The following is a 17,680-nucleotide window of genomic DNA, read 5'->3' as shown; positions in this document are numbered from 1 at the left end:
ATGGGAATGAAGATGCCTTACTGGTGGCTCTCGTGCTGCCTGATATCTGTGCCCGCTTTCTGCGCAAATCCGGCGGCAACCATCAATACCGGACAGCTTCGCGAAACGCAGGAACTCCCCTCACTCAACGGCCGCGTGGCCCCGGTAGCTGGCAATGCCGCTCACGGTTCATTACAGCTTGGCGAAGCCGTTAACCGTGCCGTCACGTGGCACCCGGCCATCAGCGAAGCCGTGGGCAAACTCTACCAGCAGAGCGAAGAGGTGGACGTCGCGAAGTCAAAATACTATCCGCAGATTAATGCCGGCGTGGACAACGGGTATTCCCACGACGGCGACCAGAACGGCTTTACGCCGTCGCTGGTGCTTTCTCTCTCTCAAATGCTCTACGACTTCGGCAAAGTGGCCAGCCAGGTGCGCGCCGAGAGCGCTGGCGTTGCCCAGCAGCAGGCCAACGTGCTGGTGAGTATCGACACCATCGCCCACGATACCGCCGTCGCCATGGTACAGGTGCAGACCTGGCAGCAAATGGTCGACACCGCCAAAGAGCAGCTTGAGGCCCTCTCCTCCATCGGCACGCTGACCCGCCAGCGTAACGACGAGGGCGCCACGTCGCTCTCTGACGTGGTGCAGACCGATGCCCGTATCGAAGGCGCGCGCGCCCAGCTGATGCAGTACCAGGCCAGCCTGGAGAGCGCCCGCGCGACGCTGATGAGCTTTCTCGGCTGGAACAGCCTGAACGCGATCAGCAACGACTTTCCGCAAAAGCTGGCCCGCAGCTGCGATGTTGCCGAGCCGGACGACCGCCTGGTTCCTGCGGTGCTCGCCGCCTGGGCGCAGGCTAACGTCGCCCAGGCTAACCTCGACTACGCCGACGCGCAGATGACGCCAACCGTCTCGCTGGAGCCGGAGGTGCGCCACTACATGAACGATCGCTACGCGGGCAGCGACACGCGGGATCGCACCCAGTATTCCGCCTGGGTGAAAGTACAGATGCCGCTCTATCAGGGCGGCGGCCTCACCGCCCGGCGTAACGCCGCCGGACACGCGGTGGAAGCGGCACAGTCCACCATTCAGCGCACGCGCCTGGATGTCCGCCAGAAACTGCTGGAAGCCCGCAGTCAGGTGATGAGCCTGCAAAGCACGCTGCAAATTCAGGGCCGCCAGGAGGCGCTCAGCGCCCGCACCCGCGAACTGTACCAGCAGCAGTATCTCGACCTCGGCTCGCGCCCGCTGCTCGACGTGCTTAACGCCGAACAGGAGGTTTATCAGGCGCGTTTCACCCAGCAGCAGACCCTCGGTCAGCTGCACCAGCTGCAGCTCAACTGCCTGTATAACACCGGGCAATTGCGTCATGCGTTCGACCTTGATAACCGCACCATCCAGACCGTGGAGATCCAGCCATGAAGCAGCGTGATATCCCGCAAGGTGAAAACATGACGGATGAGGCGCTGGCGCAGTGGGCGCAGGCCTTTGGCTTTATTGCCACGCGCTACCGCGTCGCCTGCTCGCCCGGCGCGCTGATCGCAGGCGCACCGTGGCTGAAAGGCAAACCGATGGTGCCCGCCCTCACCCAGCTGGCGCGTGAGGCGGGGCTGTCGTTTCAACTGCTCACCGCTGACCAGCAGTCGATCAACAGTTGGCGTCTGCCGGTGGTGGTGGCGCTGAATGACGGCCGGGTCGGCGCGATCGAGCACTTCGACGGCGACGACACGCTGGAAGTCAGCTTCTTCGACGACCAGACCTACACTAACCGGCTGTCGATGACGGCCATGCTGCCCGCCATCCGCCACGTCATTGCCCTGCGGCCACTCGCCGCGCTGAAGGACAGCCGCGTGGATGCCTATATCTCAAAATATCGCCCGGACTGGCTCTACCGGCTGGTGATGCGCGATCTCCGCCCCTACAGCTGGGTAATGCTCGCCGCGCTGTTTATCAACGTGCTGTCGCTTTCCGGGATCGTCTTTTCCATGCAGGTGTATGACCGGGTGATCCCCGCCCAGTCCTACCCAACGCTGTACGTCCTGACCATCGGGGTGCTGATCGCCACCCTGTTTGGCTTCGTGCTGCGCGTGGCGCGCGGACACATTATGGATCTGCTGGGCAAGCGCTCGGATATGCGCGTCTCGGATCGCGTCTTCGGCCACGCGCTGCGGCTGCGCAACAGCGCGATTCCCCGCTCTACCGGGAGCTTTATCTCACAGCTGCGCGAGCTGGAGCAGATCCGCGAGATGGTCACCTCGTCCACCATCTCGACGATTGTCGACCTGCCCTTCTTTTTACTGTTCGTGGTGGTGCTGGCGATCATCGCCCCACAGCTGGCGTGGATCGCCCCGGTCGCGGCGGTGATCATGGTCCTGCCCGGCCTGCTGCTGCAGAAAAAGCTGGCGGAGCTGGCAAAGCAGTCGGCGCATGAATCAACCCTGCGCAATGCGGTGCTGGTGGAGAGCGTGCAGGGGCTGGAGGACATCAAGCTGATGCAGGCGGAAAACCGCTTTTTGCAGCAGTGGAACAGCTATATCCAGATCACCGCCGAATCCGGCCTGCGCACCCGCGAGCTGACGCAGAACCTGATCAGCTGGGGGATGACCATTCAGAGTCTGGTTTACGCCGCCGTGATTGTGGTCGGCGCGCCGATGGTCATCGACGGCACCCTGACCACCGGCTCGGTGGTCGCCGCCTCGATGCTGGCCTCCCGCATGATCGCCCCGATGGCGACGCTGTGCGGCGTGCTGGCCCGCTGGCAGCAGGTCAAAGCGGCAAAAGAGGGGCTGGACAGCATCATGCAGCTCCCCACCGAAAACCAGCGCGAGGAGACGCCGATCCGCCAGGACGTGCTGCGCGGTCACTACCTCTTTGAACAGGCGCAGTTCCGCTATCAGCCGGACGATCCGCGCATGGCGCTGCGCATTAACCGCCTCGAGATCGTGCCGGGTGAGAAAGTGGCGATCCTCGGGCGCAACGGCGCGGGCAAATCGACCCTGCTGCAGGCGATGGCGGGCGGGATGGATCTGGCGGCGGGCGAGCTGCGGCTCGACGGCTTCAGCCTGCCGCATCTCGACGTGGCGGACGTGCGGCGCAACGTCGGCTTTATGACCCAGAACGCGCGGCTGTTTTACGGCACCCTGCGCGAGAACATCACCCTCGGCATGCCGCGCGCCACCGACGAAGAGATCTTCGAGGCGCTGGAACTGACCGGCGCGGCAAGTTTCGTGCAGAAGCTGCCCAAGGGGCTGGACTACCCGATCATGGAAAACGGCGTGGGGCTCTCCGGCGGGCAGCGTCAGTCGATTCTGCTGGCGCGAATGCTGCTGCGCGATCCGAATATCGTGCTGATGGATGAACCCACCGCCTCGCTGGACGAGCACACCGAGCGGGAATTTATCCAGCGGCTGGGCGACTGGCTCGGGCACCGCACCCTGATCGTCGCCACCCATCGCGTACCGGTGCTGGAGCTGGTGGAGCGCGTGGTCGTGTTGAAAGATGGGATGCTGGTGATGGACGCGCCAAAAGCCCAGGCGCTGAGCAACAGCCGTATGCAGCAGCAACAGCAGCAGGCAGCAACCGGACGGGAGTGGAAAAATGAAAATCAGTCAGCGTGACGTGGCGGCAATGGACGATCTGGATAATGCCCTCGACTCCGAAAGCGGCTACACCGGCGCGCGTCGGATCGTGATCTTCTCGCTGCTGATGTTTGTGGTGCTGGGCGTCTGGGCGTGGTTTGGCGTGCTGGATGAGGTGTCAACCGGATCGGGGAAAGTGATCCCCAGCTCGCGCGAGCAGGTTTTACAGTCGCTGGACGGGGGGATCCTCACCGAGTTGAACGTCCACGAGGGCGATCAGGTGCAGGCCGGACAGGTGCTGGCGCGGCTTGACCCTACCCGTTCCGAATCAAACGTCGGCGAAAGCGCGGCGCGCTACCGCGCCTCTCTGGCCTCCAGCGCCCGCCTGTATGCCGAGGTGAACGATCTGCCGCTGAAGTTCCCTCCTTCGCTGGCGAAATGGCCGGATCTGATTGCCGACGAAACGCGGCTGTACAACTCGCGCCGCGCGCAGCTGGAGGATACCCAGCGGGAGCTTCGCGCCGCGTTAGATCTGGCGAATAAAGAGCTGGCCATTACCCAGCGGCTGGTGAAAACTGGGGCCGCCAGCCACGTGGAGGTGCTGCGCCTGCAGCGGCAAAAAAGCGATCTGGAGCTGAAGCTCACCGACGTGCGTTCGCAGTATTACGTCCAGGCCCGCGAGGCGCTCTCCAAGGCCAACGCGGAGGTGGATATGGTTTCGGCGATCCTCAAGGGCCGTCAGGATTCCGTCACCCGTCTGACGGTAAAATCCCCGGTGCGCGGGATCGTCAAAAACATCAAGGTCACCACCATCGGCGGCGTGATCCCGCCCAACGGCGAGCTGATGGAGATTGTGCCGGTGGACGATCATCTGCTGATTGAAACCCGCCTGTCGCCGCGTGATATCGCCTTTATCCACCCGAATCAGGAGGCGCTGGTGAAGATCACCGCCTACGATTATGCCATTTACGGCGGGCTGCACGGGGTCGTGGAGACGATTTCACCGGACACTATTCAGGACGAGGCCAAGCCGGAGGTGTTTTACTACCGGGTATTTATCCGCACCAGCCAGGATTACCTGGTCAATAAGGCGGGCAGGCATTTCTCGATTGTGCCGGGGATGATTGCCACGGTGGACATTAAGACCGGCGAGAAAACGGTGCTGGATTATCTGATCAAGCCGTTTAACCGGGCGAAAGAGGCGCTGAGGGAGCGGTAGTCAATCGCCGGGTGGCGGCTTCGCCTTACCCGGCCTACATTGTAAAGCTCAGCGGGACGTGGGGAGGGCATCAGACCGCAACATCGCCCACTGCCCCGGTGTTTTACCGGTCCATGCTCTGAAAACCTCAATAAATGCGCTGACGCTGCTGTAGCCGCAGGACAGCGCAATCCACCCTACCGGCTTCCCCGCCGCCAGCCACTCCATGGCCTGCATGACGCGCGCCAGCTGCCGCCAGTTAACAAAGTTCATTCCGGTCTGGGCACTAAACCGACGATTGAACGTACGCACGCTCATCCCTGCATGAATAGCATGACTCTCGACCGTCTGGTTATCATCGACAAACTGCAGCAAATGGCTGACCACGTTCTTCAGACGCGGATCCGTCGGCACGGGCAGAGAAAAGTGAACCTGGGGCGTCAGGGCAAGCTCATCCAGCAGCAAAGTCAGCTTTCGCGGATCGTACTCGTTCTCTGCACCACATAAACGGGAAAACAGTGCATGAGTGAGATCGTCGGGCTCGAACAGCGCGGGCGCATCGGGAAGCCCTGCACAGCAGGCGGGGTCAAGATAGATGGCGCAGCCTTCTATTGCGCTTTCAGAAAAGGCGGCATGCTGCTGACCTGGCGGGATCCAGCCGATGTGTTTTGCCGGTACGACCGAGCGCGCCTGCTGCGTCTCAATGACCAGCAGACCCGTTGCAATGCGCCACAGCTGGCCGGTGCGATGACTGTGCCACGGTGTTCGATACCCGCCGGGATGACGGAGCGTTTCAAAACTGACCATCTCATTTTGACCGAAAATCGTTATTCATCGACCTATTACAGAAACCACGTCTTCGGCTGTCAAGGATAATGGGGACTCAACCACATAAGGAGCCCTATGAGCATTATCACATCCCTGATAGCCCAGCCTGACAACGCCGCGCAGCGCGAAAAAATGGCGTGCCTGTTAACCCGCTTATTCAACGGCGATATCGATCCGGCAGAGGTATTTACGCCCGATTACCAACAGGTTACGGACGGTCACGCCCTTGACTACCGGGGTTTTATTCAGCACCTGAACCACGTCCGCTCGCAGATCCGCGCGCTCGCCTTTACCGTGGCGGAGATAGCCTGTCATGACGAACTTCTGGCTGACCGGCATATCGTGACGGTCACGTATCCTGATGGTCGTCAGGCAGAGATAGAGGTTTATCTGTTTGCCGCGCTGCGTGAAGGGAAAATCTGGCGGATCCATGAAGTCACGCGAGCCCTCAGCGGCGATGCTTCAGATCGCACCCTGGCACACGCGACAGAATAACGTCACTCCGCCGGGCGCGGCGCGGTACGGCTAAACACCTCAACATACCGCGTAAACTTGCCGATAAACACCCCGGCAAACAGCCCGCCGGAGACAATCGCAAGGGCGCTGATGGCGGGCTGCTGCAGCGTCTGCGGCGCGATGGCGCTCATTACCCCCAGCACGTATTTCACCGCGAACGCCAGCATCATAAACGGCAGCGCGGTGTAGTCAGCCTGGCGGCAAAGGGTGCGCGGCGCGGCGGCACGAGTCACCGCCGTCGGGCGAATCAATGCGTAACCCAGCGCAGCGCCAGCCAGAATGCCCGCAAGCCACATCGACAGTGTCGCGACGCTGAGAGTGCGGTACATCACCAGATCGTAAATATCCCATAGCAGAAAAATGGCCGGAATTATCGCCAGTTTTTCCAGCGTGACCGTGGCGGGCCGGCGGGCCCGGAGCCCACGAGAAACCAGAAACACAAACAGCACCCAGACCCAGATGGGGGTGTGCGTCAGAATACCAGTCAGTTGTTCGAACATAGCTGTTTACCGTGGGCGTCACGCGGCCGTTATCGCGCGGGATAAGTATTACGCAAAATAGCCCGCGCGCAATCCCCACTTTTGTTACTTGAACGTCACGGTAAAGGTGGCTGTCGCACTGTAATCCCCAAGCTTCGGCGTCGTGGTCGTCCATATAAACCCTGCGTGATAATCATGCGTGAGCCGGTCTCCACCGATCGTTCCTATCTCCTGCGGCGTGTTCAGCGCAATGCGCGGCTCCATCAGACTGCTGGCGGAAATGATAAAGCCAAAGCCGCTGTCTGCCGCGGGCATGATGATTGCCCCGTCTTTGACCGTATTCGTCGAGCTTAACGTCATCAGCAACGTCTCCCCCGTGCAGGTTTTACCGCTGGCTTCACGCGTCAAATCGACCTGTAGCGTAAAGGGTTTTGTTTTCTCAATCTTACCGGGCGTCGCCCAGCTTCCGTTGATGACGCCAAAGTCGAGGGTATCGGGTACCAGCAGCACTTTAGGCGTGCAGGCCAGAAAGGTGATTTTATCCAGCCCGGTAATGGTCAGGTTAAAGTTACCGTCCTGAGTCACCGTGCCGCCTCGCAGACCGCCCACGCCATCTACCTGGAAGAGCGACAGGCTGACATCCCCCATCACTTTGCCATTGGTGGCCGCCGGAAGGCCGGTGGTTTTGATGTAAACCTGATAGGTGAGCGTGAACGTCTGCGGGGCCGCCGGGGAGAGACAGCCTTTGTTGCCGTTAGGACGGCACACGGTACCGGGACCAATCTCTATTTTATCGCCCTTCTTCAGCTTGTAATCGACGTTCCTGAAGGTGATGCCAATCTCCAGAGAGTTGTGCACGTTTTTCACCGCATCTTTCGGATCGAGCCATAAATAGGCGCTCTCGCCGTTTGGATAGGCGTCCGTGTCAGAGCAGGTAAACGTCGCCGTGATCGGTGATGATACCCATATTTTGGTGTTGGTGCCGAAGTCGCCGATCGACGCTTTGATGATGCTGTTAATGGCAACGTACTGGCTCACCGAGCCCTGGGCTTTACAGGTCAGCGCCATAACGGTGGAAGAAAACAGGCCGAAGCAAAAAATCACCGCGGCGTACAGCATATGTCGTCCCTGAAATTGCATTGTCCTCTCCTTTATCGACAAATTGCGCTGATCTCGCGATAGCCCGCGGTATCCTGTTCACGCCGTTCCTCATCCGGAAGCTGGATACGACACTGTTCGTCATCCCCCTCCCCCCAGCGAATGGCGATCGCTTCGCCCGGCAGCACGCCTGAAACAAAAATATCCCCGTCAGGCCCGACAATGCCGTTGTTACGCTCGCCCCGGCTGTAGGCCTGCGCGCCAACCGGCGGCACGCTGTTGTCGGGTCGTTTGCTGTGAATCAGCACGCTGTCGCCCCGATATGTTTCAAACGTCACGCGCGTAATCGCGCCGCGGGTAGGGACGTTATTCTGGGTGGCAACAGGCACGTCCAGCCCCTCCGGGAAGTCCTGGGTGTTTAACGACCAGGTATTGTTGCGATAAGGAATCGCATGCGGGGCAACGGCATAGCCCGCAGCGTCGATCCGCACTCCGGCCTGATTCTCTACCCTCACCCCTTGCGCATCCTGAGCCTCAATCAGGGTAAAGGTACTGCCCGGTGGCTGGGACAGCGTCACGCCACCAGCGTGAGCAAGAATGCCGCCGCTGAGGTTCATGCTGCTTTGCTGCACATCTTCCGCTCTGGAATAGCCCAGCCACAGATTTCCGGCGCCCCCCTTGTAGCCCATGCTCAGATCGCCCGCCGTCCCCTCGGCATCGTTTTGCTGCACCTGCATGGCGTAGCTAAGGCGGTTATCCTCAAGCAGGGAGCCACTCAGCCCCGCAGAGGAGGACACGTTTCCGGCACGATCGGCGTGAAGGTCTGTCGTCGCCGTCGCCGGGTGGCTGCCAAAGCTGAGCGGCAGAGACAGGCGCAGGTTAATGCTGCTGTCATGTGCAATGTAGTGGTTGCGCGTATTCTGGTAGTACAGACTCCAGGTCACATTGCCCAGCCGTGAGGTAAAGCCAGACTGAACCGTGGTATCAGAACCGGCATCCTGCCAGTAGCTTTGCTTGCTGAAGGTGAGATAAAGCTGGCTGATCTCACCTATCTGCTGGCTCATTGAGATATCCAGCCGCGCTTTTTTGGTTGCGTAGCGGCTGTCGTAATGGATTTCAGGCTTTGACGCGACCCAGTCAGGGTTATCCTGATCGGCGTCATCCCAGTAATAGGTTTTATATCGGCCATTATCCCAGCGGCGACGTTCCTGAACCGACTCCTGGAAATCGTAATAACCGGACGAGGAGTAACGATAGCCCGCCACCTGGAAATCGGTGCGGGAATCGAGAAAGGATTTCGCGTACAGGAAGCGAGCGCTCCCCCCTTGCTCATCGTCGCCCCGCGCCAGCCGCGTGTCGGATAACGCCAGATCGACGGACACCGCGCCAAAATGCCCCATGTTTTTGCCCACGCCCATCGCCGCGCTGCGGTAGTGTTCCGCCAAAAGCAGGCCGCCCGACAGGGTCACCGTATCGCTCATCCCTCTGGCGAGCTGGCTTTCAACAAACGCAGGGGCATAGCCGTTGGCACCGTCATGATATTTTGCGGCCGTGATTTCATAGTTCCACTGCCCCTTGCGAACCAGTCCCGGGAGCACGGTATAGGGGATCACCAGATTGGTTTTCCTTCCGTCGGTTTCAATGATGGTGACAAACAGATCCCCGCTCTGACTGACCGGCACAATGTCATCAAACGCGAACGGTCCCGGCGGCACGTTGGTAGAGTAGATCAGATACTTATTCTGTCGAACCTCCACGCGGGCATTGCTTTCCGCCACGCCTCTGACGACAGGGGCATAGCGCGACTGGCTGTCTGCACGCATCATGGGCTCCGAGGCCAGCTGCACCCCGCGAAACGGAATACTGTCGTACAGGGTTGTTCCGGTGCTTCCTTGTCCCAGCAGCAGACGACTCCTGATTGACGGAAGTGCCCTTTCAGCCCACGACGAGACATTTTTCCAGTGGCCCGTTTCCCCATCCCGCTTTGTCAGGTTCGCCATCTGGCGCAAGCGCCACGCCCCTATATTGATGCCGTTATTCAGGTAAAGGTAGGCGTACTGGCTGTTTTGCCCGTAGCTTCTGATGGTGTTCGCCGCCAGGTTGTAGTTCACAAAAGCGGCATTGATGCCCTCGTCGTAACGCGTGGCGGGTACCGTTCCGCGCGGTTGCGTCAGCATATTGAGCTGGGGAACCTGAATATCCAGCCGGTGCTCGGTCATCGTAACGTTCATGGACGCCCCCGCAATCCGGCGCTCGAGGGGATAGCACGACTCGTCATCGTCAGCGGGAAGAGCGACGGACCACACACGCAACCGATCGGCGCTAATGCACGGGTGCAGCGCGCTGTCGGGCTTATCGCGGACGATCTCAACGTCACGCTGTTCAACGAGCTTTCGGTTAACGTAAACATCGAGGGAATAGGTTCCGGGAATAATGCCGGAATCAGGGTCGATCAAATTAATGAACGATTGCTCGCCCGTTCCATGAAAAAATGCGGTGTTATATTCACTTTGCGCCAGACATTCGCTGCCGGAAACCAGTAAAGAGGTGAGCGCGCACAGGGGGATCCATGTTCGTTGCATAATGATTCATCCATGACATTATTTAATAATCTGCAACCGTGGGCTTAGTGCATTTTCACGTCGGCAACGCCGCCGTAATCGTTAATGTACGTTAAGCCAACCACCCGCGAGCCTTTGGGAAAAGGAATCGTTTCGCTGCCAAAGGGAGCAATCATCGGGGCCGTTATTTTTTGTTCTTTTCCCTGCGGGGTTTTAATAATTAACTGGCTCAGGCTAATATGCAGAGGCCCGGGATTGCTGACGACCAGTGCCTCACTGCTTTTCATCAGCGTTAACTGGCCTATCTGCTCGTCCAGTTTTGCCTTCATCCCAACCGGGCGATAAAAAAGCTTAAGGCGCGTTCGAATCGCCAGCTGCATCACATTAGGCTCGCTGGCCCGGGGCGGTATTTCCTGAACGTTAATCCAGTAAACGCTTTCTCTGTCGGTCGGTAATCCTTTACCGGAATAGATAAAACGTAACACGGCGGATTGATCGGGTTTCACCTTCATAATAGGCGGCGTCACCACCATCTCTTTTCCGGGCTTGTCTGAATCTTCGTCCAGCCAGGTCTGGATAATATAATTTTTTTGCGACGCGTTATGCAGCGTTAACGAGGCCGATTTATTCTCACCGGAATAAATCACCCGTGAACTTTCAATCTGAATAGCTGAAATAGCCGATGCGGAGTACAGCGCGAATAGCGCAATAATAAGTGACTTCATCATACCACCTTAAAAGCAGGCCCGAAGGCCTGCTCCTGTTATTGTTGAACAATGGTGAAGGTGGCCGTTGCGTTTGCTTCCCCGGTGGTGACTGCATCTTTGTTATAGGCGTAATAGTTCGCTTTCAGGAAGAACGTCCCGCTGCCTGAGGTGTCGCCTTCAGCAATGGTGATGCTGGCATCGGATTTATCAAGGGTTTTGGATAAGGTAATGTTCTGGTCGGAGATATCTTTAATCTGAATCCCCACCCCTTTTGCCGTGGTGCTGGCGGTCGCGTTATCCAGGTCCAGCACGTTCGGCTGACCGGACGGGCTGACGCCGTCAAGAATCAGATAATAGGTGCCCGGCTGACAGCCCGTCAGGTTAATGGCAAAGCCCACCTCCGGACCGTTGGCATCTTGTTTTAAGGTTTCCATCGGAATAGTTCCCATCGGAACCGTAATTTCGGCAGTGCTTTCCCCGGAGAGCTTGCAGGATGATGAGCCAATTTGCCCTACAAATTTTAACTTACCGTCTGCCGCATGGGCAAAAGAGGTAAAAAGCCCCAGGGCAACCATCGCCGCGCAAAGAGATTTCAATTTCATATACAGCTCCTTCTGTTTATACAACATATTATGAATAACAGTGCATCGTTTCTACCTGAATACTACACCCGCATAAAACGCTTCATTTCCCGGCGAACGTTATGTAACCTTTATATCCGTTGTCAGGTAATGATAAAGCCCGGTAAGACTCTCAACCTGGAGTTTGGAATAAATGTTACGCCGGTGAATACTGACCATTTTCTCACTAATATCGACCTGCCGGGAGATCTCTTTATTACCTTTCCCTGTAATAAAAAATGGCATCAGGTCTAATTCCCGGTGGGTGAGATTTGAATTTTTCTTAATCATCGCCCAGGTTTTATTGGTCACGGATTTTGAAATAATCTGTCCAGCCTTATCTTTGACCATAAAAGTGCTGAGTTTATCAAATGATTCGCTGTTATCAATTAAGATATCCGCAACCGAGTCCAGCAAAATATTTTCAGTCACTTCCACAATTCGCGCATTAGTCGTAATAATAAGTATATTGTCAAAAACATTCTGGCGCTTCATCTTTAACAGTAACAACAGTAAACCGTGGTCAGCAATATAATAGTCAATGATTATCGTGACCGGTGATCTCATTACCATCGTGCTCAGCGTTACGCTGGCTTTTTCAAATGCTAAAAACTTCAGTTCCTGCTTATCTCTCTGGCAATTTTGTATGATTTCACTCAACCCAATTCTGAACCAGACATTATCAGATACACAAATAATCATCATCCGTAACCTTATACTGATCCATGTATAACATTCCGGGAATAGAGCCTGTGAAGTGATTTAACCCTGAGCGAACGCTAAAAAATCATCCAACGACTGCGCTTATTCCATGAGACATTATTCAGATCAAAATGAATGAGATGCAAATAAGAATATGGGCAACAAGTGTAAGAGCAATCCGAAAAAGGATAATACAAAAAATGCTTTTCTTAGAAAAAAAGCATTAATAATTAATGAGTTAGATAATGTTAATTTTGGTATTACTTTTCGAATACAATCCAAAAACATGGCCCGGGTATGATCCTGCGCAAGTTAACGTGAAGTTCCTGATCTGCATTTTCAGCTTCACCGCTTAAATTACGTCCAGAATCATACCCCGCCATTCTGTTATAAAGAGGCTTTCAGGCGTCGAACGGCCTCTTTCAGCTCTTCATCCGTTGGCGTGACAAACGACATGCGCAGCGTCGCTGGGTCCGGCTCATTGCAGTAGAAAAATTCGCCCGGCACAAATACCACGCCGTTATTTAACGTTTTTTCCAGCCAGCGGGTTGTGTTCATGCCGTTGTTCATTTTCGCCCACAGGAACATGCCGCCCTTCGGCTTGTGGAACGACATCACGTCGCCCAGCTCGGCTTCCAGTTCCGTGGCGAACGTCTGGTATTTCTGACGATAGGCTTCGCGGATCGTTTTAATCTGATCGGCCAGACGGCCGGTCTTCAGGTACTCATACGTCATCAGCTGCGACAGCGTGCTGGTGTGCAGATCGGTGGTTTGCTTCAGGTTCACCACCGCGCGCTTCAACCATTCCGGCACCACCACCCAGCCTACGCGCGTGCCCGGCGCAAGGATTTTAGAGAAGGTGGAGGTATACACCACATTCTCTTCGTTGCCGATATCTTTGGCATGGGCAATTAACGGGCGGAAGACTTCATCGGTATAATTAATTTCGCTGTACGGATCGTCTTCAATGATCACGAAGTCATAGCGCTTCGAGAGTTCCACCAGCTGCTTACGGCGCGCTTCGGAAAGCGTGACGCCGCCGGGGTTACCAAACGTTGGAACGATATACACCGCTTTAATGGCTTTTTTGGCCACCAGCGCTTCGAGCTCATCCACCTTCATGCCGTCGCCGTCGGTGCCAACGGATTCAAAATTCGCCTGCGCCAGGCCGAATACCTGCAGGGCGGCGAGATAGGTTGGACGCTCGACGACAACAATATCGCCCGGGTTAATTAACGCGCGCGCCAGCACGTCGAGGGACTGCTGTGAACCGGAGGTCACGACCACGTCATCGGCCTTACAGCGAATGCCACGCCCCTCGCAAATGCGCTGAATCTCTTCCCGCAGTCCCGGTACGCCTTCGGTCAGGCCATACTGAAACGCCTCGCCAAAATGCTGAGATAATACGGCATCAGCAGCGATTTTCAGCCCTTCGCGATCGAACAGATCGGGATTAGGAATACCCCCGCCCAGCGAAATGACGCCGGCCATTTTGCTGTGTTTTAATAATTCACGGATGGCAGATGATTGCAGGCCCTGCGCGCTGCTGGCGAGTTTACTCACGGACATTCTTTGCTTACCTTCTGTTTTTATAGTGTGCTCAATCTTAGCAGAATATGGGCGATAAATTCCGTCAGCTTAGGCAGTGGCCGCAAATCCTGGCGCCACAGTAGATGCACAGGCCTTGGCGCGGGCGTGAACGGTTCCATTACCCGCACCAGTCTGCCGCTTGCCAGTTCTTCCGCCACCAGTACTTCCGGTTGCAGCAACAGCCCCGCCCCGGCTCGCGCCGCCATGCGTAAGCCGTAGCCGTCGTTACACCGTAATACGGCATCCCGTTTCCAGCGCACCTCCCCTTCCACGCCCGGCAGCCGCCACTCGTTGCGTGCCGTCCACACCGTGTGCGAAAGACAGAGATGATCCACCAGATCGTCTGGCGTTTGCGGCGTGCCGTGTCGCGCTAAATAGTCCGGCGCGGCGCAGATCACCATGTTGTAGGGGCACAGGTATTTCGCCACCAGATCGTCGTTGCGAACGTCGCCAATGCGAATGGCCAGATCGACGCCCTCCTCCACCAGATCGACCATTCGGTTGGTGAGATCCAACTCGATGCGTACCTCCGGGTAGCGCTGTAAAAAGGTTGCCGTCAGCGGGGCGATCACGCAGCCGCCAAACGACGTGGGCGCCGTCACGCGCAGGGTGCCAGACGGCGCGGCGCGCAGCCGTTCAACCGCACTTTCGGCAATTACGACCTGCTCCAGCACCCGCTTCGCCTCGTCGAAATAGACGCGTCCGGCATCCGTCAGGCTCTGGCGGCGCGTATTACGCTCCAGCAGGCGGGTGCCAAGCTGGGATTCCAGCAGCGCAACGTACTTCCCCACCATTACCGCCGACATCTCCAGCCGCGCCGCCGCACCGGTGAAGCTGCCGCTTTCCACCACGGCAATAAACGTCTCCATGCTGCGAAGCTTATCCATATTCCAAACCTCTGGTTAGCAATCTTCTAACTTTAGCCCAGTTTATCCGCATTTTAATTTATTAAAGAATGAAGGCTCACAACATAAGGAGTCGGCTATGAAAATCGTCATTATTGGTGCCAGCGGTACGGTCGGTCGTGCGGTAACGGAAGAGCTGAGTCGTCGCCACGAGGTCATCCGCGTCGGTCGCACGCAGGGCGACGAGCAGGTGGATATCACCTCGCAGTCAAGCGTTCAGGCGCTCTTCGAGAAAATCGGCCAGGTGGATGCGATTGTGTCCGCCAGTGGTGGCCTCTACTTCGGCCCGCTCGCGACCATGAAAGACAGCGACTTTAACCAGGGGCTGCAGGATAAGCTGCTGGGGCAGGTGCGCCTGGCGCTGACCGGCCAGCACTACCTGAATGAAGGCGGCTCGATTACGTTGATAAGCGGGGTCGTGGCGCACGAGCCGATTGCGCAGGGCGTGAACGCCACCACGGTGAATGCCGCGCTGGAAGGGTTTGTTCGCGCGGCAGCCTGCGAACTGCCGCGCGGGATCCGCATCAACCTGATCAGCCCGACGGTGCTCACCGAATCGGTCGACACGTACGATGGCTTCTTCCCGGGCTTCGAAAGCGTGCCTGCCGCCACAGTGGCGCAAGCCTATCGTCGCAGCGTGGAAGGCGTGCAGACCGGGCGCGTATACAAGGTCGGTTACTGATCCTTGCGGGCGGCGATCAGCACCAGCATCGGGCGCTCCGCCTCCTCGGCCAGCGCGGACCAGGCGTCAATCTGCGCCTGCGTTGGTCCCCACTCGTTGACGTTGCTTATCGTTAATCCGGCCCTGATGAGCGCGTTAAGCGTGGTGCCCAGCGTGCGGTGGTATTTGATCACCCCATCCGCCAGCCAGTTGCTGACGCGCTGGCCTTCGTCCTGATAATGATTCACGCCCCAGAACCGCTCGCCGTTATCGTCGGTCAGCCAGCCCTGACGCGAGGCGCAGGTGTAAATCGGGTGTTCCATCGAAAAGACCAGGCTGCCGCCGGGTTTGAGCGCGCGCTGAACCTTCGCAAACAGGGTATCCAGCTCCGGCAGGTAGTGCAGCGCCAGCGAGCTGTAGACCAGATCGACGCTGGTTTCGTCGAGGCTGAGAGAGTCCAGATCGCTACGCTGATAGTGAATCAGTGGGTCCGCGGTAAGCTCCGCTGCGCGGGCGAGCATCTTTTCTGAGATATCGATCCCCGTGACGTGAGCAGCACCCAGCTCGCGCGCGGCGCGGCAGAACCAGCCGTAGCCGCAGCCGAGATCGACAACCGATTTGCCGGTTAAATCGGGCAGCAGGCTTTTCAGCGCGGGCCACTCCGGCGCGCCGTCCAGCCCCTGCACCGAGCGCGGAAGCTGGGCGTAGCCTTCAAAAAACGCCGGGTTGTCGTAGATGTTTTGTGCCATGGCAGATCCCTCTTTAAGAATGTGCACAGCAGTATACTGCATTGTCGGGTGGCGGCTTCGCCTTACCCGACCTACAAAATCTCCGAACCGTAGGCCGGGTAAGCGCAGCGCCACCCGGCTCGCTTTTAGCCCACCGTACCCCAGACCAGATTTCCTTTATGGAACGTTGCGGTACGCGGGGAAATGCGCGCCACGGCTTCGGCGGAACAGGAGGCGTCCACCAGCACAAAGCTGGCGTCATCCTGCGCTTTCGGCCACACGCGCTCCCCTTTGTCGTTCAGCGGCAGCACGTCGCCGGTCGCAATCCCCAGCGCGCGGGAGAGCGTCTGCTCGTTCGGGCGGATGTAGAGCTGGGCGTAAAGATTGGCTTTCTCCAGCATGTCCCCCAGACCGTACGGCGACCAGTGGTCGATCACGCTGTCGGTGCCGGTCATCACAAACACGCCCTTGTCCCGCAGCTGCTTCAGCGGCATATGCAGGGTGCCAATCGGCACGGTCGAAGCGATGGTCACCTGCTGCGCCGCCATGCGGGTGGCGATCTCATCCACCTGCTGTTCGTTGAGCGTCGCCAGCGCGAAGGCGTGGCTGATGGTGAGTTTCCCCTTCAGCGCCGGCGTTTTCTCCACGGTTTCGACCATGTAGTTCACCGCCTCCACGCCCGCCGGGCTGGTTTCGTGCAGGTGAATGTCCACCCCTTTGTCGTAGTCCAGCGCAATCTGGAACATCAGATCGAGAGATTTCTCCATCGCCCCGTCGACGTTGGTCGGGTCCAGCCCGCCCACGTAGTGCGCCCCTGCCTGCATCGCCTCGCGCATCAGCTTTTCAGAATTCGACAGCAGCAGCCCGTGCTGCGGGAAGGCGACGATTTCGCAGTCAAAACCAGGTTTGCGGCGCGCCAGGACCGCCTGCAAATTTTCCAGGTTTTTCAGGCCGGAAACCGGCTCAATGTTACAATGGCTGCGGGCGATGGTGGAGCCTTTCGACTGGATCAGGTCGATCAGCTTTTCCGCACGCTCCTGGGTGTAGGGCTGCAGCTCAGGCAGCAGCTTCTGTTCCAGGCGGATCATATCCTGAATCGTGGTGCCCGCCGGACGGTTGAGCGATCGCCACGGGCCGCCGTAGAAGGTTTTATCCAGGTGGATATGCATGTCGCGCATTGCCGGGAGCATCAGCTTGTTGCCCGCATCGTAGTGCGGCAGCGTGGCGTCGGCGTGGCGCTTGTTGTCGCGCAGGGCGACGATCTTCCCGTCCTTGATCTCCAGCGTTTTCAGCTCGGTACGGGTGCTCGTCGCCACGCCGCCGTCGAAGTTAAACCCGGCTTCGAGCAGCACGTTGTCCAGATAGTAATGTTTCGCGGTGATATTCATAGGCTTACCGGTCTCGCAGAGTGGCTTTGCGGAGTCAGCAGCATACGCGACGGATCCGGTCGCGCCAAACAGCGCGCAGGCGGTCACCATTTTGCCGCTCTGGCTGATAAACTCGCGGCGGCTTTTGTTTTCACTCATC

At 57.9% G+C, this 17,680-nt stretch carries 16 protein-coding genes; 5 read left to right on the top strand and 11 right to left on the bottom strand.

The annotated features are described in order from the left end of the window. From F3J31_RS14620 to F3J31_RS14610, 3 genes are read left to right on the top strand one after another with little or no spacing between them, the layout of a single operon-like run. Positions 1-1,404, top strand: coding sequence for a TolC family outer membrane protein (locus tag F3J31_RS14620; RefSeq protein WP_167213816.1), 1,404 nt, complete (start codon positions 1-3; stop codon positions 1,402-1,404). Then, a complete protein-coding gene (locus tag F3J31_RS14615; RefSeq protein ID WP_167213813.1) occupies positions 1,401-3,599 on the top strand; it encodes a type I secretion system permease/ATPase in 2,199 nt (732 codons plus the stop codon). The genes F3J31_RS14620 and F3J31_RS14615 overlap by 4 nt, the downstream gene beginning before the upstream one ends. Positions 3,600-3,609: 10 nt before the next feature. Next, entirely contained in the window at positions 3,610-4,779 is a 1,170-nt protein-coding gene (locus F3J31_RS14610) for an HlyD family efflux transporter periplasmic adaptor subunit (RefSeq protein WP_086374946.1), read from the top strand. A gap of 48 nt (positions 4,780-4,827) precedes the next feature. On the opposite strand, the gene F3J31_RS14605 is transcribed toward F3J31_RS14610, so the two are convergent. Then, complete coding sequence (locus F3J31_RS14605) at positions 4,828-5,565, bottom strand: helix-turn-helix transcriptional regulator (protein ID WP_048226659.1); 738 nt, start codon at positions 5,563-5,565, stop codon at positions 4,828-4,830. Between the two features lie 96 nt (positions 5,566-5,661). On the opposite strand from F3J31_RS14605, the gene F3J31_RS14600 reads away from it, so the two are divergent. Continuing rightward, entirely contained in the window at positions 5,662-6,081 is a 420-nt protein-coding gene (locus F3J31_RS14600; protein WP_167213810.1) for a nuclear transport factor 2 family protein, read from the top strand. Positions 6,082-6,083: 2 nt separating this feature from the next. Here F3J31_RS14600 and F3J31_RS14595 read toward each other — a convergent pair whose 3' ends face one another. From F3J31_RS14595 to F3J31_RS14560, 8 genes are all read right to left on the bottom strand, one after another. Continuing rightward, on the bottom strand, positions 6,084-6,602 hold the full coding sequence (locus F3J31_RS14595; RefSeq protein ID WP_069720370.1) for a DUF6622 family protein: 519 nt from the start codon (positions 6,600-6,602) through the stop codon (positions 6,084-6,086). A gap of 84 nt (positions 6,603-6,686) precedes the next feature. Further along, positions 6,687-7,721, bottom strand: a complete 1,035-nt coding sequence (locus F3J31_RS14590) for a fimbrial protein (RefSeq protein ID WP_080474238.1) — start codon at positions 7,719-7,721, stop codon at positions 6,687-6,689. An 11-nt stretch (positions 7,722-7,732) separates the two neighbouring features. Next, on the bottom strand, positions 7,733-10,261 hold the full coding sequence (locus F3J31_RS14585) for a fimbria/pilus outer membrane usher protein (protein WP_167213806.1): 2,529 nt from the start codon (positions 10,259-10,261) through the stop codon (positions 7,733-7,735). Positions 10,262-10,305: 44 nt separating this feature from the next. Next, positions 10,306-10,968: a molecular chaperone gene (locus tag F3J31_RS14580; RefSeq protein WP_167213803.1), complete on the bottom strand. Its 663-nt coding sequence runs from the start codon at positions 10,966-10,968 to the stop codon at positions 10,306-10,308. A 35-nt stretch (positions 10,969-11,003) separates the two neighbouring features. After that, positions 11,004-11,549 carry a fimbrial protein gene (locus F3J31_RS14575; RefSeq protein WP_167213801.1) on the bottom strand — a complete coding sequence of 182 codons (546 nt, stop codon included), beginning with the start codon at positions 11,547-11,549 and terminating at the stop codon, positions 11,004-11,006. A 99-nt stretch (positions 11,550-11,648) separates the two neighbouring features. Then, positions 11,649-12,272: a LuxR C-terminal-related transcriptional regulator gene (locus F3J31_RS14570; RefSeq protein WP_063622322.1), complete on the bottom strand. Its 624-nt coding sequence runs from the start codon at positions 12,270-12,272 to the stop codon at positions 11,649-11,651. 384 nt (positions 12,273-12,656) lie between these two features. Continuing rightward, the gene (locus tag F3J31_RS14565) at positions 12,657-13,838 is read right to left on the bottom strand and encodes a PLP-dependent aminotransferase family protein (protein ID WP_167213799.1); all 1,182 of its coding nucleotides are present in this window, start codon (positions 13,836-13,838) and stop codon (positions 12,657-12,659) included. 20 nt (positions 13,839-13,858) lie between these two features. Further along, complete coding sequence (locus tag F3J31_RS14560) at positions 13,859-14,746, bottom strand: LysR family transcriptional regulator (RefSeq protein WP_048029264.1); 888 nt, start codon at positions 14,744-14,746, stop codon at positions 13,859-13,861. Positions 14,747-14,843: 97 nt separating this feature from the next. On the opposite strand from F3J31_RS14560, the gene F3J31_RS14555 reads away from it, so the two are divergent. After that, positions 14,844-15,446, top strand: coding sequence for a short chain dehydrogenase (locus F3J31_RS14555; RefSeq protein WP_167213796.1), 603 nt, complete (start codon positions 14,844-14,846; stop codon positions 15,444-15,446). On the opposite strand, the gene F3J31_RS14550 is transcribed toward F3J31_RS14555, so the two are convergent. Together F3J31_RS14550 and F3J31_RS14545 are read right to left on the bottom strand one after the other, a co-directional pair. After that, positions 15,440-16,174 carry a class I SAM-dependent methyltransferase gene (locus tag F3J31_RS14550; protein ID WP_167213794.1) on the bottom strand — a complete coding sequence of 245 codons (735 nt, stop codon included), beginning with the start codon at positions 16,172-16,174 and terminating at the stop codon, positions 15,440-15,442. The genes F3J31_RS14555 and F3J31_RS14550 overlap by 7 nt on opposite strands. Before the next feature lie 125 nt (positions 16,175-16,299). Further along, a complete protein-coding gene (locus tag F3J31_RS14545; protein WP_167213791.1) occupies positions 16,300-17,679 on the bottom strand; it encodes an amidohydrolase family protein in 1,380 nt (459 codons plus the stop codon). Between the last annotated feature and the right edge of the window lies 1 nt (position 17,680).

Origin of the sequence: Enterobacter sp. Acro-832, from assembly GCF_011752745.1 — a bacterium.
Taxonomy (GTDB): domain Bacteria; phylum Pseudomonadota; class Gammaproteobacteria; order Enterobacterales; family Enterobacteriaceae; genus Enterobacter; species Enterobacter quasiroggenkampii.
Note: the sequence above shows the minus strand (reverse complement) of the source record. Positions and strands in the feature narration are given on the sequence as shown.

What these genes read in the sequence shown, in the direction of transcription:
- F3J31_RS14620 (WP_167213816.1), top strand. Translation starts at nt 1, where the DNA reads ATGGGAATGAAGATGCCTTACTGGTGGCTCTCGTGCTGCCTGATATCT.
- F3J31_RS14615 (WP_167213813.1), top strand. Translation starts at nt 1,401, where the DNA reads ATGAAGCAGCGTGATATCCCGCAAGGTGAAAACATGACGGATGAGGCG.
- F3J31_RS14610 (WP_086374946.1), top strand. Translation starts at nt 3,610, where the DNA reads ATGGACGATCTGGATAATGCCCTCGACTCCGAAAGCGGCTACACCGGC.
- F3J31_RS14605 (WP_048226659.1), bottom strand. Translation starts at nt 5,565, where the DNA reads ATGGTCAGTTTTGAAACGCTCCGTCATCCCGGCGGGTATCGAACACCG.
- F3J31_RS14600 (WP_167213810.1), top strand. Translation starts at nt 5,662, where the DNA reads ATGAGCATTATCACATCCCTGATAGCCCAGCCTGACAACGCCGCGCAG.
- F3J31_RS14595 (WP_069720370.1), bottom strand. Translation starts at nt 6,602, where the DNA reads ATGTTCGAACAACTGACTGGTATTCTGACGCACACCCCCATCTGGGTC.
- F3J31_RS14590 (WP_080474238.1), bottom strand. Translation starts at nt 7,721, where the DNA reads ATGCAATTTCAGGGACGACATATGCTGTACGCCGCGGTGATTTTTTGC.
- F3J31_RS14585 (WP_167213806.1), bottom strand. Translation starts at nt 10,261, where the DNA reads ATGCAACGAACATGGATCCCCCTGTGCGCGCTCACCTCTTTACTGGTT.
- F3J31_RS14580 (WP_167213803.1), bottom strand. Translation starts at nt 10,968, where the DNA reads ATGATGAAGTCACTTATTATTGCGCTATTCGCGCTGTACTCCGCATCG.
- F3J31_RS14575 (WP_167213801.1), bottom strand. Translation starts at nt 11,549, where the DNA reads ATGAAATTGAAATCTCTTTGCGCGGCGATGGTTGCCCTGGGGCTTTTT.
- F3J31_RS14570 (WP_063622322.1), bottom strand. Translation starts at nt 12,272, where the DNA reads ATGATGATTATTTGTGTATCTGATAATGTCTGGTTCAGAATTGGGTTG.
- F3J31_RS14565 (WP_167213799.1), bottom strand. Translation starts at nt 13,838, where the DNA reads ATGTCCGTGAGTAAACTCGCCAGCAGCGCGCAGGGCCTGCAATCATCT.
- F3J31_RS14560 (WP_048029264.1), bottom strand. Translation starts at nt 14,746, where the DNA reads ATGGATAAGCTTCGCAGCATGGAGACGTTTATTGCCGTGGTGGAAAGC.
- F3J31_RS14555 (WP_167213796.1), top strand. Translation starts at nt 14,844, where the DNA reads ATGAAAATCGTCATTATTGGTGCCAGCGGTACGGTCGGTCGTGCGGTA.
- F3J31_RS14550 (WP_167213794.1), bottom strand. Translation starts at nt 16,174, where the DNA reads ATGGCACAAAACATCTACGACAACCCGGCGTTTTTTGAAGGCTACGCC.
- F3J31_RS14545 (WP_167213791.1), bottom strand. Translation starts at nt 17,679, where the DNA reads ATGAGTGAAAACAAAAGCCGCCGCGAGTTTATCAGCCAGAGCGGCAAA.